The 19,098-nt window shown below is 51.5% G+C and carries 17 protein-coding genes; 1 reads left to right on the top strand and 16 read right to left on the bottom strand.

Features of this window, described 5'->3' with window-relative positions:
• Nucleotides 1-53 precede the first annotated feature (53 nt).
• The 11 genes from SH467x_RS11425 to SH467x_RS11375 all read right to left on the bottom strand — a co-directional run bounded on the left by SH467x_RS11425 (nucleotide 54) and on the right by SH467x_RS11375 (nucleotide 10,360).
• Nucleotides 54-1,565, bottom strand: a complete 1,512-nt coding sequence (locus SH467x_RS11425; RefSeq protein ID WP_482367250.1) for a hypothetical protein — start codon at nucleotides 1,563-1,565, stop codon at nucleotides 54-56.
• Nucleotides 1,566-1,628: 63 nt separating this feature from the next.
• Nucleotides 1,629-2,108 carry a hypothetical protein gene (locus SH467x_RS11420; protein ID WP_482367249.1) on the bottom strand — a complete coding sequence of 160 codons (480 nt, stop codon included), beginning with the start codon at nucleotides 2,106-2,108 and terminating at the stop codon, nucleotides 1,629-1,631.
• Nucleotides 2,109-2,216: 108 nt separating this feature from the next.
• Complete coding sequence (locus SH467x_RS11415) at nucleotides 2,217-2,573, bottom strand: hypothetical protein (RefSeq protein ID WP_482367248.1); 357 nt, start codon at nucleotides 2,571-2,573, stop codon at nucleotides 2,217-2,219.
• Between the two features lie 176 nt (nucleotides 2,574-2,749).
• Nucleotides 2,750-3,121: a hypothetical protein gene (locus SH467x_RS11410; RefSeq protein WP_482367247.1), complete on the bottom strand. Its 372-nt coding sequence runs from the start codon at nucleotides 3,119-3,121 to the stop codon at nucleotides 2,750-2,752.
• 1,038 nt (nucleotides 3,122-4,159) lie between these two features.
• The gene (locus SH467x_RS11405; RefSeq protein WP_482367246.1) at nucleotides 4,160-4,834 is read right to left on the bottom strand and encodes a hypothetical protein; all 675 of its coding nucleotides are present in this window, start codon (nucleotides 4,832-4,834) and stop codon (nucleotides 4,160-4,162) included.
• A 107-nt stretch (nucleotides 4,835-4,941) separates the two neighbouring features.
• Nucleotides 4,942-5,925, bottom strand: coding sequence for a ligand-binding sensor domain-containing protein (locus SH467x_RS11400; RefSeq protein WP_482367245.1), 984 nt, complete (start codon nucleotides 5,923-5,925; stop codon nucleotides 4,942-4,944).
• A gap of 109 nt (nucleotides 5,926-6,034) precedes the next feature.
• Nucleotides 6,035-6,388 carry a hypothetical protein gene (locus tag SH467x_RS11395; protein WP_482367244.1) on the bottom strand — a complete coding sequence of 118 codons (354 nt, stop codon included), beginning with the start codon at nucleotides 6,386-6,388 and terminating at the stop codon, nucleotides 6,035-6,037.
• Between the two features lie 555 nt (nucleotides 6,389-6,943).
• Nucleotides 6,944-7,402 (bottom strand): hypothetical protein, encoded by a 459-nt coding sequence (locus SH467x_RS11390; protein WP_482367243.1) that lies wholly within the window; start codon nucleotides 7,400-7,402, stop codon nucleotides 6,944-6,946.
• 234 nt (nucleotides 7,403-7,636) lie between these two features.
• A complete protein-coding gene (locus SH467x_RS11385) occupies nucleotides 7,637-8,608 on the bottom strand; it encodes a hypothetical protein (RefSeq protein ID WP_482367242.1) in 972 nt (323 codons plus the stop codon).
• 866 nt (nucleotides 8,609-9,474) lie between these two features.
• Nucleotides 9,475-9,876: a four helix bundle protein gene (locus SH467x_RS11380; RefSeq protein WP_482367241.1), complete on the bottom strand. Its 402-nt coding sequence runs from the start codon at nucleotides 9,874-9,876 to the stop codon at nucleotides 9,475-9,477.
• A 196-nt stretch (nucleotides 9,877-10,072) separates the two neighbouring features.
• Complete coding sequence (locus SH467x_RS11375; RefSeq protein WP_482367240.1) at nucleotides 10,073-10,360, bottom strand: hypothetical protein; 288 nt, start codon at nucleotides 10,358-10,360, stop codon at nucleotides 10,073-10,075.
• Nucleotides 10,361-10,906: 546 nt separating this feature from the next.
• Here SH467x_RS11375 and SH467x_RS11370 point away from each other — a divergent pair.
• The gene (locus tag SH467x_RS11370) at nucleotides 10,907-12,124 is read left to right on the top strand and encodes an ISAzo13 family transposase (RefSeq protein ID WP_482367239.1); all 1,218 of its coding nucleotides are present in this window, start codon (nucleotides 10,907-10,909) and stop codon (nucleotides 12,122-12,124) included.
• A gap of 33 nt (nucleotides 12,125-12,157) precedes the next feature.
• Here the strand turns inward: SH467x_RS11370 and SH467x_RS11365 are convergent, their stop codons facing one another.
• From SH467x_RS11365 to SH467x_RS11345, 5 genes are all read right to left on the bottom strand, one after another.
• Nucleotides 12,158-12,337, bottom strand: coding sequence for a hypothetical protein (locus SH467x_RS11365; protein ID WP_482367238.1), 180 nt, complete (start codon nucleotides 12,335-12,337; stop codon nucleotides 12,158-12,160).
• 604 nt (nucleotides 12,338-12,941) lie between these two features.
• The gene (locus SH467x_RS11360) at nucleotides 12,942-13,454 is read right to left on the bottom strand and encodes a hypothetical protein (protein WP_482367237.1); all 513 of its coding nucleotides are present in this window, start codon (nucleotides 13,452-13,454) and stop codon (nucleotides 12,942-12,944) included.
• A 343-nt stretch (nucleotides 13,455-13,797) separates the two neighbouring features.
• Nucleotides 13,798-14,247: a four helix bundle protein gene (locus SH467x_RS11355; RefSeq protein WP_482367236.1), complete on the bottom strand. Its 450-nt coding sequence runs from the start codon at nucleotides 14,245-14,247 to the stop codon at nucleotides 13,798-13,800.
• Nucleotides 14,248-16,225: 1,978 nt separating this feature from the next.
• Entirely contained in the window at nucleotides 16,226-16,507 is a 282-nt protein-coding gene (locus tag SH467x_RS11350) for a hypothetical protein (RefSeq protein WP_482367235.1), read from the bottom strand.
• Between the two features lie 1,142 nt (nucleotides 16,508-17,649).
• A complete protein-coding gene (locus SH467x_RS11345; RefSeq protein ID WP_482367234.1) occupies nucleotides 17,650-19,092 on the bottom strand; it encodes a DUF1501 domain-containing protein in 1,443 nt (480 codons plus the stop codon).
• Between the last annotated feature and the right edge of the window lie 6 nt (nucleotides 19,093-19,098).

Genomic DNA, 19,098 nt, shown 5'->3' with positions numbered 1-19,098 from the left:
GCGCCACGACGCAACCCTACCCGCGAGAAAATCTCGGTGAGCTTCGTGTACGCTCACTCCCATCTGCCACTCAGTATCGATGATCGGATCGCAAGGATCTTCTCTGCCTTTTGGATTCGCCAAAACGTTCCGCTGTTCTTCATCCGAAGATTGATCACTCGACGTATCGCACTCTCAATCGATCCACTGCCAAGCGGGAGTCCCATCAACTTGAACTTCGGATAGTCCAGGCGTCTTGCCTCCCCGTGGCTACGAATGTATTCGATGACTCGTTTGATTTCTGATCGATCTGCAGAGGATAGATCCTCGGCCAGATTTAGCCGAGCAGTTAGCACTTCGACAACATGGGACCATTGGCCATCTCGCAATCGACTTCGCAGCTCGTTGGAATTCGATGCTTCACTTTCATCAGCAGCATTCAAAGAACGATCCAAGGGCTGGAGGGCTTTGCCTAGGTTCTCTACGGCGTGGCACACGTCGAGCACTTGGTTGACAACCACTTCGGATTCCACCTTCGCATTGGAAAGTATCGAATCGATCCGTCCCCAGATCCAAGTCGCACCGTCGCTATTGAACGTAATCGTCTTGGCTTTATTGGCTCCTAAGCGATATAGGTGCATACTGATTAGTCGTTCCATATAGTCCGCGTCACCGAAGGAACCATCGATCAGAACTCGAACCGCTTCGTCTCTTCGTCCATTGTCATCGTGCGCGAAGATGATTAGTAATTTCGGTTCTCGCCAATCGGCCTGAAAGCGACTGGATCTACGCGTTTCCTTGGAGCGTCCCGCACTTAGCTCGCCTGTGACTTGCGATTGGGTTTTTCCAAAGTTTTCCATGGGATCGATCGATTCCAGGACGCCGCGTGTTCTCGTCCGGCCACCGTCAATTTGAACCGATACCCGCCTTCCTGTGAATTCGCAGCCTTGCTTCATTTCGTCACGTTCAAATTGCTCCAGCATTCGTTCCCGGACGGTTAGGGATTCCGAGCCTGCGCGAGAAACGATGCGGTCGATCGTTGTTCGCGTTAATTGAATACCGTCGCGTTGCAATTCGACGTAGGCCTGATCAAGCGATGGGGCCAACGCCACTGTTCGACACACTTTCGACACAAGCCAAGGAGAAACGTTCTCTGAAAAACCATATTGGCTTAGATCGACATCGAGTCCTGGCGTATGTTCTTCCCGGCTTGCAGCTGGAGATTTCGGCTGACAGTAGAGGGTAGCTGCGTAGCTGATATGGCCAGCGCCAAGATGGACTTCGACTTGTCGTTCATGTCCAGCTCGCAGCGGTATCGCGTATCCCAATCGTGTTTCCTCGCAACGCTTATCGTGCTCCTTAGAATTCATGGAATTGGCAATCATTCCAGTTAGACACAGCCCCGCGCCGAGGTCGAACAATTCTTTGACCTGCTGTTCGACGAACTCCATTTGCATAGGGTCGTTGTTGAGAATCACCTGCAGTTGAGCAATCTTTTGATACGCCTCGGCAAGAAACATCCCCATTGTTTGGTTGGGATTATTGACTTCAGGTCCTACGCGGTCGAACACATTGCACCTTCGCATGATCGCCTCCGTGTCGTTGGGAAGAAAACCCAATCATCACAGCACGGTAAACGGTAGTGATCATTATAATGCGAAAGCAGTCGCAATACTGTTTGCTAGCATCAAGCCAGACGTGCTAGCATTAAGCCATAAAAGCAAATGCACCCGGCCAGTGGAGATGATCATGTCCGCATTATCACGGGAAATGTGAACATTCCCATCAACTGACTGGATGCTGTCTTTACTATTGTTAGGCGACGATACGCGTCGAATCTCCAACGCGACCGAACTTTTATCGCTAAACGGGAAAGACAAACTATATGCGAAGACTCGACCGGGAACCGCATCGTTTGTTTCAACTGGCAAGGCATCGGGCCGATGATTCCACGGCCATGTACGTTGCAGGTAGGCCTCGACATTCGGTCTCGCGAGAAACAAGTACCCAGTCAACACCAAGAGTATCGATGGGATCGTGACTAGCCCCCAATGACGCATGATTCTTGGGTTGCTGCTACTTGGCTCAGCCAAAGGGGTGGATTCGTTTGGTGACGCACGTTCATTCATTTGCAGCTACTTTCAATCGTAACAGAGGCACCAGAACAGTCACCATCATCCAGAATCCGAAAAGAAGTCACTACCTCGAACCGCGCCAATCGCCTCATTCGGTGCATGCTATTGTTCCTTCCTCTTCCTCTTCCTCTTCTCGTGCTCGTGCTCGTGCTCGTGCTCGTGCTCGTGCTCGTACTCGTGCTCCATGCTCCATGCTCCATGCTCCATGCTCCATGCTCCATGCTCCATGCTCCATGCTCCATGCTCGCGATCGTGCTCCTGCTCAGCGCAGCGGTGCTCGTGATCGTAATCCATTGCAGTATCCCAACCTTTAGTCAACTTAGCGAAAATGGAAAAGCACGCAACTAGTGAACGATAGCGCCCTTCGCACGCGGGTAACACGTCAAACAAGTGTGCAACCCATTCCATGGACAATCGATAAACATCGAGTTGATCGTAGCCGAAGGAATGTCCCTTCATCGAGGCTGGTTCCGATTACGATCACGAGCACCGTCGCTGCGCGACTGAGCACGAGCACGATGGGTGGTAGCGAATACGACCGCATTGAAAGAGACGCGGCAATGAACATCAAGTCGCAAGGCTATTTATCTACACACTTTGGGTGCCCTGGCCTTGCTCTTCGGACCGTTTCTCAATCACCAAAGTATCGCTTCTAATACCAGCTCGGCAAGCCGAGCAAGATACCGGTAAACGGGAAACTCGATCCCCAATACCAACTGCACCCAAGGAAGCACCAGCAGAAGAACCGTAGAAGTGTATCCGACACGAGTCACGCGACTGATATTCAAGTATCGGAAATCCGATTTCGCGCGAGAGCGCCCGAAGATCATCAATGAAGTCATAAAAGCAACGTTTGCTGCAGGAAATACGAACAGCATCGTCACCACTTGGTAGAAGAGAACTGAGGAGAAGGCCGAAAGAACGAGAGAGGTAATCGTGACGAAATTGAATACCGGTTCACCGCGACTCGTAGATTCATCGGATTTCGGGGGAACAAAGGGATTCAAGTTCGTACCGATATCGATGAGAGGCACCCACCACCGATTGGCCTCAAAAGAGCCACAATCTCAAATGCTTCCAATCGCCTCATTAGGTGCATGCTATTGTTCATTCCCCATTCCCTGCTCCCCGCTCGTGTTCGTGCTCGATGACGTCTTTCATCAAACGGCTGCCACGCGTGGTTTTCTATTTCAAAAGCGCGACGTGGGCAACTCGCGAACAACACTTAGATCTGTCTGTCTTACACATAGAACAAGAATGAGCGTTACGACACTTGACACCAGCATACCAATCGTCGTCAAAGCCAACAAATGGTACCAATTGGGGTCGTGGAAGTCTTCAGTAATCGACCAACCGATCGCACAAATTAGCGGTCCAACAGCGAGCGGAATGAGCAGTGACTTGCGATGTTTCGCCATTATCCAGCTCCCAATTGCAGATGTGCAAGTCAACAGGAGCATAAATGGCGGTGTTGCATTGTTAAGATGCATGAACGCATCAGGCCGATGATTCCATGGCCATGTGCGTTGCAGGTAGGCCTCGACATTCGGTCTCGCGAGAAACAAGCACCCAGTCAATACCAAGAGTATCGATGGGATCGTGACTAGCCCCCAATGACGCATGATTCTTGGGTTGCTGCTACTTGGCTCAGCCAAAGAGGTGGATTCGTATGGTGACGCACGTTCATTCATTTGCAGCTACTTTCAATCGCAACAGAGGCACCAGAACAGTCACCATTATCCAGTGGCCGAAAAGAAGTCACTACCTCAAACGCCGCCAATCGCCTCATTCGGTGCATGCTATTGTTCCTTTCTCTTTCTCTTTCTCTTCCTCTTCTCGTACTCCCTGCTCCATGCTCCCTGCTCCATGCTCCATGCTCCATGCTCCGTGCACGACGGATGATAGCGAGAGCGATGTCGGACGGCCAGGACGTCACCGAAGACCGAGTGGCGAAAAACAAATTTTCCATCAGGAACCGGCCGACGAACTGCGTTTGTCGATCGGATTGATACGGCCTGTTTTCGATGTGTTCTTCTTGGCTGTACTCAGGGCAAGATCAAGGGGCCAATTTGCGCCCAAAGAAGGATGCCAAGGACTGGTCCAACGACGGCTGCCGAAATCTTGAGCCAGCGATCGGGCGTCAATCTCAGAGCAACGACAATCCATGCGAACACCACAAGTGCAGTAGTAGGCCAAGCGATCCAATCAACCGGTATGTCAAAAGCGCGTGCGATATTGATCTCGTCGAAGAATGGTCGCGCATCAGGATACTTCGGACGAACTAATAAAATGTAATAGACACTAGTGAACGACCTTACTCCGGCCATCAACGCCAATCCTGCGAGGAACGCAGCGACAACATCGGTTGCCCTTCTCGTGGAAAGGATCAAAGTGCTGGAGACTGTCAAGAGGGCGGTTACCGCAGGACCCGCAGCGGCCAAAAGACCTGCCCGTTGAAGTGGATAGATCGCCTCGGCGGCCTGACGGTCTCCACCCGCAAGTGTCTGCCAAAAACGCTCACTGTCGTGATAACTTACGGATGCGAAGCTTAGCTTTGCATCCGAAAAGCCTAAGGCCGCAGCAACGGCGAAATGACCTAGTTCGTGCAACAGTATGCCAACTGGACCAGAGATCCCTGCAGCGACAAGCCAAATTGCAAAAACACGAATTCGCTCTCGCATGATTCCTTCTTTTCCATTTCCCGCTTCATAAGCTGTCAAGCGCTTCCCAAACATTTGCTAACGAGACCTTTGGTATCAAGACGGACGTTGACGATCAGCGATCGGCGGCTTGGATTCATCACACGGTTCGACGCGAGTATCGGACGTCACGGCCTAAACTTCTCGAACGACTTGCCGTTAAAGCGATAGACGCCGTGGGCTTGCGTACCGAGCCACAGTACATCTTGCCTATCTCGGTAAATCGAGAAAATCCAGTGCTGTTCTCCCTTCTCCATGACAGGGTAGTGTGTCATCGATTTTCCGTCGTATCGCCAAACCACGCCACCAAGATTGGCCATCCACAACATGCCGTCGCCGCCTAGCGTGCTCGATATAAAAACCTCGTAGTCGCCTTGCTTGTACCCGCTTAAATCGCCGAGGCCACTCTCTTTCTTGTACCACTGCGACGCGCCGATCCCGGAGACATCTTCGATGGCGTATCGATGCCGCGTATGGGTGAACCAAAACTTGCCGTCTTTGTCTTCGAAGATCGAGCGAGTACCGAAAGAACCGTTTCGCAACTCTTCCTCGGGAATCCATTTGAAGGAAGACCCGTCATAACGACAGGCGCCCAGGACGGCCGTTCCGAACCAGAGATTGCCTTTGCTGTCCCTGAAAATGGTATAGACGTCATACGGGCTGTATCTCGCATTGGGAAACTTCGAACGGGGGAAATCGAGATGATGCTGATCACCAGCCTTGGTTCTCGGGAACTCTAATCGATGCAGCGACTGCCCATCATAGCGGTAGACTACACCGGAATCCTGGCCGCCGCCGAACCAAAGATCGTCCGGCTGATTCTTCCATTCTCCCACAGCGACTGGCTCAAGCGTTGTAAACGATCGTCCGTCAAATTTGCTGATCCCTTGGTCCGTTTTGAAGTAAAGGTTCCCGTGACTGTCTCCCTGAATGCCGTCTATATCGTCCCCCGGCAATCCGTCTTGAATCGAAAACCGTGTGATCTTCTTGCCGTCGTAACGGAACACGCCTTCGCTGCGACTCGCAAACCAATGGCAGCCGTCTTTTGCCTGGAAGACGTGTGAAAGGTCATTGGCCATTTCGTTAACGGATTCGCCCAGGCCGATACTCAACTTCTGGTCCGTCAATTGGGTTGAAGGAGCTTCTTCCTGCCCAGCACCAACGCTTGAAAGTGCAGCGATGAAGCAGATCGCAGTCCAAGTGCTTAGGCGACGAAAGACTCTAGTCGGGTAATAGATTGAAATGATAGGCCTCTAAACACGAAACAATGGTATCGCAACTCCACCCATCCATGATCATACCGAATGCAGTTCGTTCGTGCGCAACACCTTTGTATCGCATCCCACCATCGAACTTCGGCGATCGCGTAGTCGCCGCTAGAAAACTAAGTATCAGATTCGCGATCAAACGGCGCCTTGGTCGTATCGCTTCGTCTTGCCATTTCTTTAGCATGGTTTCGACGCGGTGGTTCTCAGCCTTAAGGAATGCGATCCAATCCTCGCGAGGTTCAAGTTCGCGCGCCCACAAATCGTTTCCAGTTGCGAATCGCCCTAGCCAATTCGCGTGGCGTCTCATCCCCCATTTTAGCGTACCAATTTTCTTCGATGTACGTAAGGAACTGCAACAGCAATAAAGTTTGCTCCGGACTGAGCGAAGCAAGTCTCGGATGTTGGTGAGGAAAGTTGTCACGCGGCAAAGGCAAGCCAAGTTCTGAATTGATAAACATGTAGCATACTTCGCACCCTGCATCGCGGTCGCAGGTCAAGCACACACGAACCAATGCCGGAGTCCAATAGGTCAGCCCCTCTGGAGAGAGGAGGCAAAGCGACATGCCGACGTCAGTTGCAGCAAAAGTCGATTGATTCCGAGTCTGCAGCAATGTATCAAGGGCTGAGCATTCCTCACAGCGGCATGTTGTGAAGGTGTTCGGTCTCGCAATACTTTGGAACGCATGATCGATCTTGTGTTGGAGTTCGGCGGCATCCATTGGCTGTGGTTCTAGGCCGTAACGGTGACGATCAGTGGGTTGGCATGGCACGAGCGCTCTCCAGTGAAACGAAATAACGGAACGCCATTTCCGCTCCATCGCACCGACTAGTAATCTGGCATTTCGACCTAATCGGGATCAAGTCAAAACGCATCATACTTAATGAACGTGGCTAATTGCCAAAAGCCGATTGCAAAAACGGCAATTGCTAGAAGAAGGTTCGGAATTGATAATTGGCGTCGTTCGCTATAGTCAGTGGAGGGTGGTCGACTAGGATTTACGTTAGAAGTCACTAGCCCGATGCAAGATAAAACGATTGCAGCTATGGGGGCGAGAGACAAGTCCCGCAGTGCGGGGACGAGAACATACATCGATCCGCCAAAGCCCTTAACACCACCGCGTATGAAATTCGGAAACATTGGATTCGAATCGGGCGAAATTGCGCCGCAGATCGTTGCATTCGTTGCAAACATCGCAATGGCCGCCACAAACGACATACCGGCTAAAAGTATGGGGGGAATTTTGTTGTGGATTCCAAATGCTGCGAAAACAACTCCCAGGAACAATGACTGAATCCAAAGAACCTCAACGGCTGGTGGCATTGAATCGCTCCCATCGTCCAATCATTTGGCCAGATAACGTCACACGTCGCCGAGTCGAGGCAAGTCTTCACATCTGCTCTGTATCACCGTGACACGGGACAGGCCATCGAGTAAGTCCATGAATGCGAATGCGAATCCGATATCTCGCAATCGATGGCAGTCTAGATCAGTGTAGTGGTGTCCATCGCGCACTCCGGTGCACCGCTTCGTTTAACGGTTTCGATATTGAATGGGTCAGAAATCCGCTTCAGGTACAGAAACTGATTTTTGCAGGAAAGCTAGTATCGGTACTGGAGTCACAATTAGCAACATGAGTCCGTAAAAAACAGGTCCACCTATCTCCGACGGGTCGCACGCGGCGAAGACAGCGTAGGCGAAAAACGCCACCAGGCATACGCCCCAAACCATCGTTAACACTCTAGAAACTGGTGTGAAAATGCGAAGCGCTAGCCAGATGGTCGCAGACGCAAGGATGAGCATCAGAATGGCACCAACTACAAGATGCAAACCCGCCTGGAATCCTGCAAGGAAGGCCAGTGGAGCAAAAACTGCGTGCATGCCGCCCATCACTAGCATCAGCGGTTTTGCCGGATTCTTTGGATCGCTTGGACGCGAACTCGATGGCGTCGGAAAGAACGAGTCGTAGGGGTTTACCGTTTCCTGAATAGACGACGTCGGCCGTAGCGGCGTATTTCTGTCCTCCCGAACTGTCCCGACCCAACGCGCAATTGGTAAATAAAGATCAGGCAAATACGATTGTTCGCAGACAAAGCCTTCAAAGGTGATATGCACACCAGTTGGGTCGCCGCAGTTGTTCGGAGAGACGAATTGATCGGAAGTGGTTGTTTTTGAGAAGAAGGTCAGCGGATGAAAGTTGCCACCGACAGCAATCCGCCCCCGTCTTTGGTCCACGACGGTAAAGGTAAGAATTGGATCGCCGTCGAAGTCGTATAGTCGAACGGAGCCCTCGAGAGTTTTGCGAAGCCGGTTTAAGGCTTCGGCGAATTCACCGAGTTCCGAGACGAAAATGGATCGAATATCGGAAATGACGACCTCTTTGACAGCAACGGAAAGCCTGCATCGAACCGACTCGGCATCCCACTCGAGCAACTCGAAAGTGAGATTTACAGATGCTCTCGAGTTCCAGCCCGCATCTTCGGCGACTTCGCACTTTAGAGTGAGGGTGAGAAGCGACGTATCAGGCATCTTGTAAGGTGATCTCTGTGACAAAAAAACTGCACGGACCGTGGGCGAGAGGCAGTCTCAAAGCAAACAAACCCGATTCTATTTGAGTTGAAGACGATTGCAACTGTCAATCCGATTCGACAGATAAGAAGGTCTCTCGCAACGGCGCCAAGACGCAATGCATACAAGCCAGAGCTTTGCGCCTTAGCGCCGTTGCGCGCACTCGATTTCCAACTTGAGAACAATACGTAGCAGCGTGCCGGCGCGAGATGCGTGGATTTCAACACCGACCCGACCGCTGGCTCCGTTGCATGCGATGGTTATCGGATCTGGATCTTCTTCGAGGCGGTTGAGGTAAAGCGCTGATCGATCCAAGGACAAACTTGGCGAAGACACGCTACTGAACCCCCGAGAACCGGCACAACGACCACGCAAAACCAGAAACCGATTCCACTCATTAGTTTAGGATAGCCGAAGTAGTCAAGCGACATGGCGATCACCATGTACGGTAGCGAACAGAATGTTACCGGCCTAAGGATGTGCCGCACGAATGGTCTGGCAGCAACTGCCGGATGATTCAGCAAGAATTCAGCAAATAAGCCAAGCACAAGCCCGAATGTCGCGGCGCCAAAAGACACATACAGGACCGAATCGTCGTTCTCCGCGATCGTGCCCGCTTGGAGTGAAACGAGCCCAACCAAGGCAAGTACAAACCCGATAGCGGATCCAAGCGTTGCTCCAAAAGTTAGAGGCCCGATTCGTGGGATTTGTTTTGTCATTCAGCGATCGTCTCAATTGGTTCTGGTAAGGTCACGTAGCACCGCAGTCGCGGCGAGTGATACTTGATTTGAAAAACGGCCAATCCACGACTGCGGTGCATGCGATGGTTACCCAACTGCGTGCTCTTTGATCAAGTTCGAAGAATACTCCAGGCAGTCTGCACAAATCGCAGACGTCAGTTTACCACGCGAATGGACTTGAGAGGCAGTTTGTTGCTCACAAAGTAGGCAGTGCGGTAACCGGCGTCCGGTTTGTATGTAGGCGTCTCGTACAGAATACTCGCTCGGCGAGTGCGAAACACCATCAAGTTTCATCGCCATCCGAGTCAACATCGCGACAATTCGCACCAGTCTTGATTTGAGTTCGTAATCCGTTACCCGACTCAAGCCGTTAAAAACAACGAGCACGTCCCGAATCGCAGCGCATTCCAACGCCGAACCGCGTGCAATATCTAGAAATCTAGCCCGATCTTTCAAACTGCGCTTGCCGTTTCCTTCTGCGATATTCAATAGAATCGATTACGAGCACCGTTTCACTGAGCAAGAGCACGAGCAATGCGCATGAATGCCAAAACGTCTCGATTCAGCCAGCCCGAGAATTTGCAATTTCAGATTTTGCAGTTCTCCCAGTTGAGCAATCCCATGATCTGTAACCAGCGTGCCGTGAAGGCTAATACTTCTTAGGTTCTGTAGAACACGAAGATACTCAAAACTTTTTGTACCCAACCTGAGATTGGATGATTGCAATCTCCCGAAGCGACAGTAAGAGTTTCAACCATCGAAGATACTCGACCGAACCTGCATAGTCATAAACGATACACCCGTACGGTCGAGCGAAGTAGGAGTCTCCTAACAATTTACGAGCCCAACAAGGCCCAGGCGTCGGAAGTCCCGACGTACAATCGCGTGATGCGTCCCACTCGTGCTCGTACCACAGAATCGCACCAATCCGATTCAGAGCTGCTTCAGCCTTCATCTGCCCTAGACGCAACATCGTGACAGATCGTGTGAGAATAGAAGCAAACGACTTCCGTCACCTCGACGCAGCAAGAAACGTCTTAAAAGTAGACACATACCACCTGCGCTTTGGGGGCAGGCTTCTGTTTGTCCGCATTTCAACTGTTTTCGGTGGCTGCATTCTCGCTTTTGTGTCGTCGTAGTGACGAACGGATACCGAGTAAGCCAATCGTAGCGAAGAAAAGACAAGAAGCAAGTAATACGACAGCGATCGGAATGGTGATTATTCCTCGCCCCTCAAATCGCCCTCGCCCGTCGATAGACGCTACGACAAGCATCGATCCATATAGCCCCTGTACAAAAGCGATCAGAATGCAAATAACGCTTGATGTCCCAATTAAAAGAGCCAAAGCTCGCGCTATCGAATCGTCCACAACCAACGAATCATCCGTTGATTCTTTTGGGTCAACGTCGTTTGCTGAAACAGGAATCTCATAGGGATTCATCGGTTTAGGCTCCGTAAAGAAATAACTGTCCGGAGTTGGTATTGATTCTCGATTGGGTTTTCTGCCATGCTGTCAGCATGACGGAACGAAATGTTGTTGAATGGATTAGAAGCAAGTATACCGACATGTGTGCGAGCTTGAATGAACGGTCTCGAAGGCTTTGGTGCGCCGTCGAGGCACGGGCAATCGGCTATGGCGGCATTGTAACGGTTGCCGAGGCTACAGGAATCTCCGAGAGGACGATTCGACGTGGTTTAGCGGAATTGGAACGCGGCGTTGAAGTCCAACCGGGCAGACAACGAAAAAAGGGTGGTGGACGTCCGACGATTGAACAGAGGCAGCCTGGGATTCGCGCCGCCATCGAAAAAATTGTATCACCTTCGACTCGTGGCGACCCCATGGGACCTCTTCTATGGACATGCAAGAGCACCCGCTCGATCGCTACTGAGATGCAACGGATCGGCTTTTCGATTACCGCCCCGACGGTAGGAAAAGAGCTGCATGCCGCGGGGTACAGTCTTCAAGCAAACAGGAAGACTCGAGAAGGCGAAGACCATCCGGATCGTGATGAACAATTCCAATACATCAATCGACGTGCAAAGGCGTTTCAGCGAAGTGCCCAGCCAGTTGTTTCAGTAGACACCAAGAAGAAGGAAATCCTTGGAAAGAAGAAGAATGCGGGGCAGACATGGCGTCCGTCAGGACAACCGCTGGCGGTCGATACGCACGACTTTCCAGATGCCGCAAAAGGCAAAGCGGTGCCATATGGCGTTTACGACATAACGACCAACGAGGCTGTGGTGAATGTCGGCATCAATCATGATACCGCGCAGTTTGCGGTTGCATCGATCGAGCTATGGTGGAGACGCCTCGGCAAGAAGCGGCACAAGAACTCGACCCGCTTGATGATCACCGCCGATAGCGGCGGAAGCAATGGTGCAAGAAATCGACTATGGAAATATGAGCTGCAACGCCTTGCGAACAAAACAAACCTAGAGATTGAGGTGTGCCACTTTCCGCCAGGAACAAGCAAATGGAATAAAATTGAGCACCGTGTCTTCTGCCACATCACAAGCAACTGGCGAGGCACCCCACTGGAAACCTACGAGGTAATTGTTCAATTGATCGGATCAACGACGACGGCGAAAGGGCTTGAAATACACGCCTTCCTTGATCAACGTGAGTACGAAAAGGCATTGAAGATTACGGATCAACAAATGGCTGACATTAATATTTTCCAAGCCAAGTTTCACGGAGACTGGAACTACACAATCAAGCCGAACAAAAAAGACTAGACTGGACAGTTATTGCTTTACGGAGCCTTAGTACTACTCCCACGGCTGGGCTTCGATCCCGATTTGATGTGATGTGTCTTCGATTCGATAGTTGGCTGCCACACCCTGAACGACTTTGACGACGTTTGCAAGCGTTGGATGAAAATTGTGCTCGAACCGCGATTGCACGTTTGCGAATAACGTTTCACGGCCATTTGGTTTTGAGATCAGCATCAATAACTCCGTCGGCGCACGGGGGGTTCAGCGGGAACGACGAGTTGAGCAACCATTGTACAAGTGGTCGATCGAGCGCTCCGTTGCAACCATTTGTACTGGTTTTCTTGTCCTTTATGGTCGCGACACGGATTGGCAGTGAACACAGTTTGCATAAAGTCGATCGTGTCCACACTTCCCATTAACAAAGGAACGTTTCCATGGAATACCAAAAACGGACTTGTACTCAATGATACAGAAGTAGCCCTGAGTGCGCGCATCTTCGAGAATCGTTTTTTCTGAGAACCAGATGCTCCACCCTGGCGAGCCAGTAAACGTCGAGACTTCGTTACAGGAAAACCTGTTAAGTTCGCCATTTATGCCTTCCGTACCGAAGAGATCACGAACGTAATCTTGCCGGTTCATCGGAAAATCCACGGATGCATTCTTAGGCAACCGTGTTAGAGATAGCAAGACCGCGATGATTGCGGTGAGGAAGACGAGGGTTCGAATAGAGAACTTCTTCAAGCGTTGCCTTGAGCCAGAACGGTGCCCGTCACCTGGCCGGAAAAAAAGATTGTCCATTTGTGATACCTCGCAAGCCCGGATCCGGTGCACTGGATAGTTAACCGCCGTCTGGCATGGGTGCCGTTGGGCTACCAGCGGTGGGAACTGGATTCTGTCTGTACAGTCCGAGAAATGCAAATACAACAGGTATCCAAATTGGCATCAAGAGTAAGAATTGAACCATGAGTCCCCCGTTTGCGACGCCCGTTGCCGCCCCAATTCCGGGCCCCACAATCGGTAAAGTCCAAAGTGCACCAATTGCAAAAAAGTAGAACACTTCAAACAGGAGCAAGATTGCAAGTAATCGTGCGCACGTCGCTGAGCCAAGGCAGAGTCCAACTGAAGCGACGATGATAAAAAGGTAACAGACGATGCATATCGCCGACATCAGGTAAAACGCGGTGTAAAAGTGCGGCAATGCAGCAATATCTGGTACTTTGTCGAACGCGCCACTGAACGCGGCAGAGAGTGAGCTTGCGTTGTACAGAAGCCCGAGCACCGCAGCGATTATCAGCAACGCCGCGATTGCGTAAGAAACATACCGTTGTGCCAGCGTGCGTCGTGTAAACATAGTTCTACTTTCGGCGAACGCTCGCATTGACCGATGGGTGAGGGGTCAGCTCGACGCAAGCCAGAGCCGGACGATCGAGCCCTTCGGTCAAATGCTGTGCTCTCAAATTGTTTTTGGTTTCTTCGAAACCAATGCTCGGTCTCTAACACGAGTTCATCGAAGAATTCTACGAGTTTTTATGTTGCGCTGCAATCATTGCTCTCCAGGCAAGACCTGAACTACGAACCAGTCCATCGCACTGCTAACTTCGACTCGACACACAAGAAGGTCTCTCGCCAAGGCGCAAGGACGCAAAGCATTCAAGCCACAGCATTGCGCTTTAGCGCCTTTGCGCGCAATTGATCTACAACCTGAGAACGAAAAGGATCACTCCCGTCGAGTGAGGATCGATGGACGTCCAATGCCAGTGGATTGAGACGTTGAGTGCATCCGCCGGCTCTGGCTCTTCGTCGTACTCGTGCTCAGTCCGCGGCGGACGGTGCTCGTGCTCGCAATCGTCTCGGACATCATACGCGATCGGCCACTGCGAAACACCATCAAGCTTCATCGCCATCCGAGTCAACATCGCGACAAGTCGTACCAGTCTTGATTTGAGTTCGTAATCCGTTACCCGACTCAAGCCGTTAGAAACAACGAGCACGTCCCGAATCGCAGCGCATTCCAACGCCGAACCGCGTGCAATATCTAGAAATCTAGCCCGATCTTTCAAACTGCGCTTGCCGTTTCCTTCTGCGATATTCAATAGAATCGAGCACGAGCACCGTTTCACTGAGCAAGAGCAAGAGCACGACATTACAGTCCGAAGGCCACAACGACCGAAATCAGCCTGTCGCGGCAAGAAAAACACTATCTAGAAAAGGCCGATCCACGGTCTTGGGGCATCGCTCTGTTCGCCGCTCCTCCATTGTTTATCACATTATAGCGTATCGAATAGACGAAAGATCCAAAGAGTATGGGCGGCATTAGGAATATGGAGAGATAAAACGGAACGACTGTCCATGCTAGCGATGAATATTGCCCGATCGTAGACGGCCAAACCCACAGCACGACAAATGCGACGAATCCCAGTATTATATGAATAGCAATCGATCGACCGTTTGAAGGAAATCCGAGCTTCGCGATGAGTGGAGCGATCCCGAAAGAATTGAGTGGTATGACAAAAACAGTTGCAACAAGACACATCATCATATAAACGGGAATTCCCGCTGGACTGTCGATAGGCTTTATCAAGTCGACAATTGTGATGAAGCCGATAAACCAAATGGGAATAGCCGCCAAGGTTGTCAAGGAGCACGAAATCCACGGAGCGACAGGCAATCGCTCCGGACGGGTGTCGAATTCGAAGCCTTGGGCATTTTCGGTCATAGCGGTTTCCTTGGACGAACGGTCCCGTTCGACGGGCCGCGGCGAACGACTTTGATCTCACCAAACCGCACAGCCCGCGGCTCCGTGTGCAACGGATGGTTCTGTTACGATCTCACGTATCAGTTCTCGGAAACCAACACGCTCCATTCTACACGCCAATCGTCAGCGCGGTCCGCGATCTCAGCATGAGTGCGGCCATCAGGCCAGCGATGATCGCGATGGCGATAAACAGCTGCTTCATCGTGAGTCTCATCGTGTTTCTAATTCACGTACGTGATGGAACGACCAAAATCACCTGGTAGCCTCCAAGAGACTTGATTTGAGGAAACGTCCGATCGGCAACTCGGGTGTATTTTGGGTTCTGCGGTTTTATATTGTGGTGACATCGCAGAGGCGATTCAATCATCTTCGTTCGGTGTCGGGTATAGAGCGATACGAATACTCGCGCCGATTTGATACACCAATTCCAAAGTATCAGAGTCGATATGTTCAGTAAAGCAAGGCGGGGTTTCGCCGACATGGTATCCGACGAAAAATTCTCTCTGATCCGCGTCAGCCCATTGGCGACGAACATTTTCAGGTAAGTCGCTAATCTCTTGACACAATCTACGAATCGTCTGATTTGCGTCACCCAAGGGTAAGGGCGCGAAGTACACGAAGGATTCGTGGTTCTCGCTCGGCATATTTGTGACGTAGTTGTCCTGGCTTTCAAACCATGCGATCCAATCCTGGCAATCGGAGTTTGTTCGGATTACCACTTCGACACTGACAAAACGTGTTTGCTTCGGCATCATCTTGTACGCAGACCGTCACATTTCAGTTTGATCCGCAGACCACCCCGTTACTTCGTTCGATGCATTAACGTACGGAGGTAATGCTGGGATGAGACATTTTCCAAATATCGCATAGGCCACATCCCAAGGACCATCGCAGCTCTGGTGCATTTTCGTTTGCCGACATTACTGGTCGATCACCCGCTCGCCACTGACGACGCGAAACGGATGACAGCCGGGAAGCATTGACCTCAACGCAGTGATGTCAGCACTTGAAACATTTGTATCTTTAAACATGATACCCACCCAATGTCGCCGGGCCAACACCCCAAGCGGAGTCAATCGTTGAAGGTCGCCCTGACAGAAGTTAGTTCCATGAAATTCGTAACGCAGTTCTGATCCTACGAAAGGTATAGGTGAGCGTAGCGACCCCACGCTTCCACCCAGTGATAAAACTGTGTCTCTCGCCACCTTTCTGCGATACCCGTCGATCGTTTCGCGGACGGCAAGAGACACTGCCGCGATAAGCAACAAAGAAGCGATTACTATGGTGCGACGAAAACGATTCATTATCGATAGAATTGTGCCACCAAGGAACATGAACGATCGAGGCCAAGTTCTATTATATCCTAATCACTGAACGTATGATTCGATCGCCGGTCCTGCGAAATATGCAGCGTTCGCGACCACCGCACCCAAAACGATCAACCCTAGTAGTCGTAGATTCAAAAATCCAGTTACGAAAACGAAAAACAGAGTGACGAAAGCGAGAATCATCACGTAAGAAATTCGGAGCTTCTCCCTGGCGAGAAACACGCTTCTCGCAATAGTCAACAACGACGACTCCGGAACATCCGATACTGGAATGGCGTGCGAGAATATGGTCGGTGTTGCAGCGTAAGGGTACTCAGTCATGGTTCTATGTCGACGAACGTCTCACGTCATGGAGTGACCGCCAAATAAGCCACCATGTAAAGCGCCGTTGATCAGTCACTTCGGGACATTGTTGTGCTCTGGTTATATTTCGTGCTCGTGCTCCAGCTCAGTGAAGCGGTGCTCGTGCCCGACCGATCAAGCGATTGTATCATTCCGTATCGGTCGACACGCTGCACAGGAGAAATTTTGCAACCGGATTGGGAAATGAAGATGTGGAGCTTGGCCGTTGAGTTCAGAAACGGCGGCCTGCCAACCGTGCCAAACATCGCAAGGATTCCATGCAATTGAGCAGGTCGATTACGAGCACGAGCACCGTCCGACACAGCGGACTGATCACGAGTACGATGGGCCTGAACGACCGGCATCACCGACACACGAGAAGTCATCGTCGTCAAATTCCACCTTCGTTGCGCACCACTATCCAAAAGAAACCAATCAATGCGTTGGCACATAATGCGATCGCGACAATTATGCACCGCGAGCTAAGATTTCTATCGAAAACGGCGTAAGCAATCGTAGCGAGTGCGACCAGTAATGGCTCGATTTGCATAAGCATGAGTGTGCATACCATTTTCGAAAAATCTAGCACGCCGTTGATTCTTAGATGCGCTCCGTCGGGATGAAACAGGTAGATTGCTGTGATTGGAGTTAGCGCTAACACGATAAGCAGGGCGCAGAATGCGGAAACGCGAATCGCGAGCGACGATCTTTTGTCCACAAGACCGTCATCCTCTAGTCGTGAAACTTTTTTCATGCTTCGGGCAATATTGCTGTTTTATCGAGGCGAACTAGTAATTCTCCGGCGAGCGGGCCGGAAAACAAAAATCTGACTGTCGCCCCTCCAACTGATTGAATGGGCTGTGAGTCGCGTTGCTGCGGTCGTGTTTTTAGCGTCCACCGGCTGGGGTCTGGTGGTCAAAGAACCACTGAACACACCGAACACACGGAAAGATGACTACACAAATTCTATGCTCCCTTTCCGTGTATTCCGTGTCGTCCGTGGTTAAAAACCTCACACGCCCCGGGCCGGCCGTCCTTGCGGAGCGACAATGATGAAGTTGCTTTGGTCGCCTGCACGAGCCCTAACAAGCTCCAGTACTTTATTAGCTCGGGATGAGGAACTACGCCAGGATGCCGTTTACGACGGTACCATGGACGTCGGTCAGACGATAATCGCGGCCTTGAAAGCGGTAGATCAATTTGGTGTGATCGAATCCCAGCAAATGAAGCAACGTCGCATTGAGATCATGCACATGCACCGGATTCTCGGCGACATTGAAACCAAGTTCATCCGTCGTTCCATACACACATCCCGGCTTGATCCCGCCCCCTGCTAACCACATGCTAAAGGAACGATTGTGGTGATCCCGACCATCGTTTCCTCCCTGCACCATCGGTGTTCTACCGAACTCCCCACCCCAAATCACAATCGTGTCCTCAAGCAACCCTCGCTCCTTGAGATCCTGCACCAGCGCCGCACTGGCTTGATCTGTCTCGAGCGCGTTTTGCTTCACCCCGGCCGTTAGCCCACCATGCTGATCCCAGGCCTCGTGAAACAATTGCACAAAACGCACCCCGCGCTCGATCAAGCGACGCGCGAGCAAGCAATTGCGTGCAAAATTCGCCTTCGACGAATCCTTGATCCCGTAACGCTCCAATGTCGCCGCAGACTCGCTCTGCAAATCCATCAACTCGGGTGCACTGGTTTGCAATCGATAGGCGAGTTCATAACTTTGGATACGCGCCTCCACTTCGGGATCGCCGAACTGCTGATGGGCCAATTGATTCAATTGCTGCATCGCATCGAGGGATGACCGCTGCGTCTCTTGATCGATTCCCTTCGGGTTTGACAAATAGAGCACCGGGTCCCCTGCATTGCGCAATGGGATTCCACCATAAACGGTCGGCAAGAAGCCGCAGCCATAGTTGCTTGCCCCACCGCTTGTTCCCTTGGCACTGGTTAACACCACAAACCCTGGCAGATCTTTCGATTCACTACCCAGCCCGTACAGAGTCCAAGCTCCGAAGCTGGGGCGACCGAACTGCTGCGAGCCGGTGTTCATCATAATCTGGGCAGGGGCATGATTCACGGCATCGGTTTGCATGGAGCGAATCAAGCAGATATCGTCTGCGATTTTCGCCGTGTGAGGCAACACCTCGCTCAGTTCCATCCCGCACTCACCGTGCTTGGAAAACGAGAATTTGGGACCTAACAATGCCGAATTCGGATTGATAAACGCAGCCCGGTACCCCTTCAACAAATCAGCAGGTGGAAGCTGGCCATTTCGCTTAGCAAGCTCCGGTTTGTAATCGAACATATCCAAATGGCTGGGAGCACCCGCTTGGAAGATGTAGATCACGCGTTTTGCCTTCGGCGCAAAATGGGGCGCTCGAGGGGCCAATGGATCGGTGGCTGCTCCCGGAAAGGGGCTAGCCGAGGCGGGTTCACCCATCAGCAAACTGGAGGCTGCAATCCCACCCAACCCGACGCCACATTCCTGGAGAAACCACCGGCGCCGAAGCCACTTGGCATGGTCCTCGCGTACTGTTTCGTTGCTGGTCATGCTGGA

Origin of the sequence: Brakhagea slesvicensis (assembly GCF_052161625.1) — a bacterium.
In the GTDB taxonomy this organism is placed as follows: domain Bacteria; phylum Planctomycetota; class Planctomycetia; order Pirellulales; family Pirellulaceae; genus JBKCUI01.
The sequence above is the reverse complement of the archived record's forward strand: the minus strand, read 5'-3'. Positions and strand labels throughout refer to the sequence as shown.

What these genes read in the sequence shown, in the direction of transcription:
- SH467x_RS11425 (WP_482367250.1), bottom strand. Translation starts at nt 1,565, where the DNA reads ATGCGAAGGTGCAATGTGTTCGACCGCGTAGGACCTGAAGTCAATAAT.
- SH467x_RS11420 (WP_482367249.1), bottom strand. Translation starts at nt 2,108, where the DNA reads ATGAATGAACGTGCGTCACCAAACGAATCCACCCCTTTGGCTGAGCCA.
- SH467x_RS11415 (WP_482367248.1), bottom strand. Translation starts at nt 2,573, where the DNA reads ATGAAGGGACATTCCTTCGGCTACGATCAACTCGATGTTTATCGATTG.
- SH467x_RS11395 (WP_482367244.1), bottom strand. Translation starts at nt 6,388, where the DNA reads ATGAGACGCCACGCGAATTGGCTAGGGCGATTCGCAACTGGAAACGAT.
- SH467x_RS11390 (WP_482367243.1), bottom strand. Translation starts at nt 7,402, where the DNA reads ATGCCACCAGCCGTTGAGGTTCTTTGGATTCAGTCATTGTTCCTGGGA.
- SH467x_RS11385 (WP_482367242.1), bottom strand. Translation starts at nt 8,608, where the DNA reads ATGCCTGATACGTCGCTTCTCACCCTCACTCTAAAGTGCGAAGTCGCC.
- SH467x_RS11375 (WP_482367240.1), bottom strand. Translation starts at nt 10,360, where the DNA reads ATGTTGCGTCTAGGGCAGATGAAGGCTGAAGCAGCTCTGAATCGGATT.
- SH467x_RS11370 (WP_482367239.1), top strand. Translation starts at nt 10,907, where the DNA reads ATGACGGAACGAAATGTTGTTGAATGGATTAGAAGCAAGTATACCGAC.
- SH467x_RS11365 (WP_482367238.1), bottom strand. Translation starts at nt 12,337, where the DNA reads ATGCTGATCTCAAAACCAAATGGCCGTGAAACGTTATTCGCAAACGTG.
- SH467x_RS11360 (WP_482367237.1), bottom strand. Translation starts at nt 13,454, where the DNA reads ATGTTTACACGACGCACGCTGGCACAACGGTATGTTTCTTACGCAATC.
- SH467x_RS11355 (WP_482367236.1), bottom strand. Translation starts at nt 14,247, where the DNA reads ATGTCGTGCTCTTGCTCTTGCTCAGTGAAACGGTGCTCGTGCTCGATT.
- SH467x_RS11350 (WP_482367235.1), bottom strand. Translation starts at nt 16,507, where the DNA reads ATGACTGAGTACCCTTACGCTGCAACACCGACCATATTCTCGCACGCC.
- SH467x_RS11345 (WP_482367234.1), bottom strand. Translation starts at nt 19,092, where the DNA reads ATGACCAGCAACGAAACAGTACGCGAGGACCATGCCAAGTGGCTTCGG.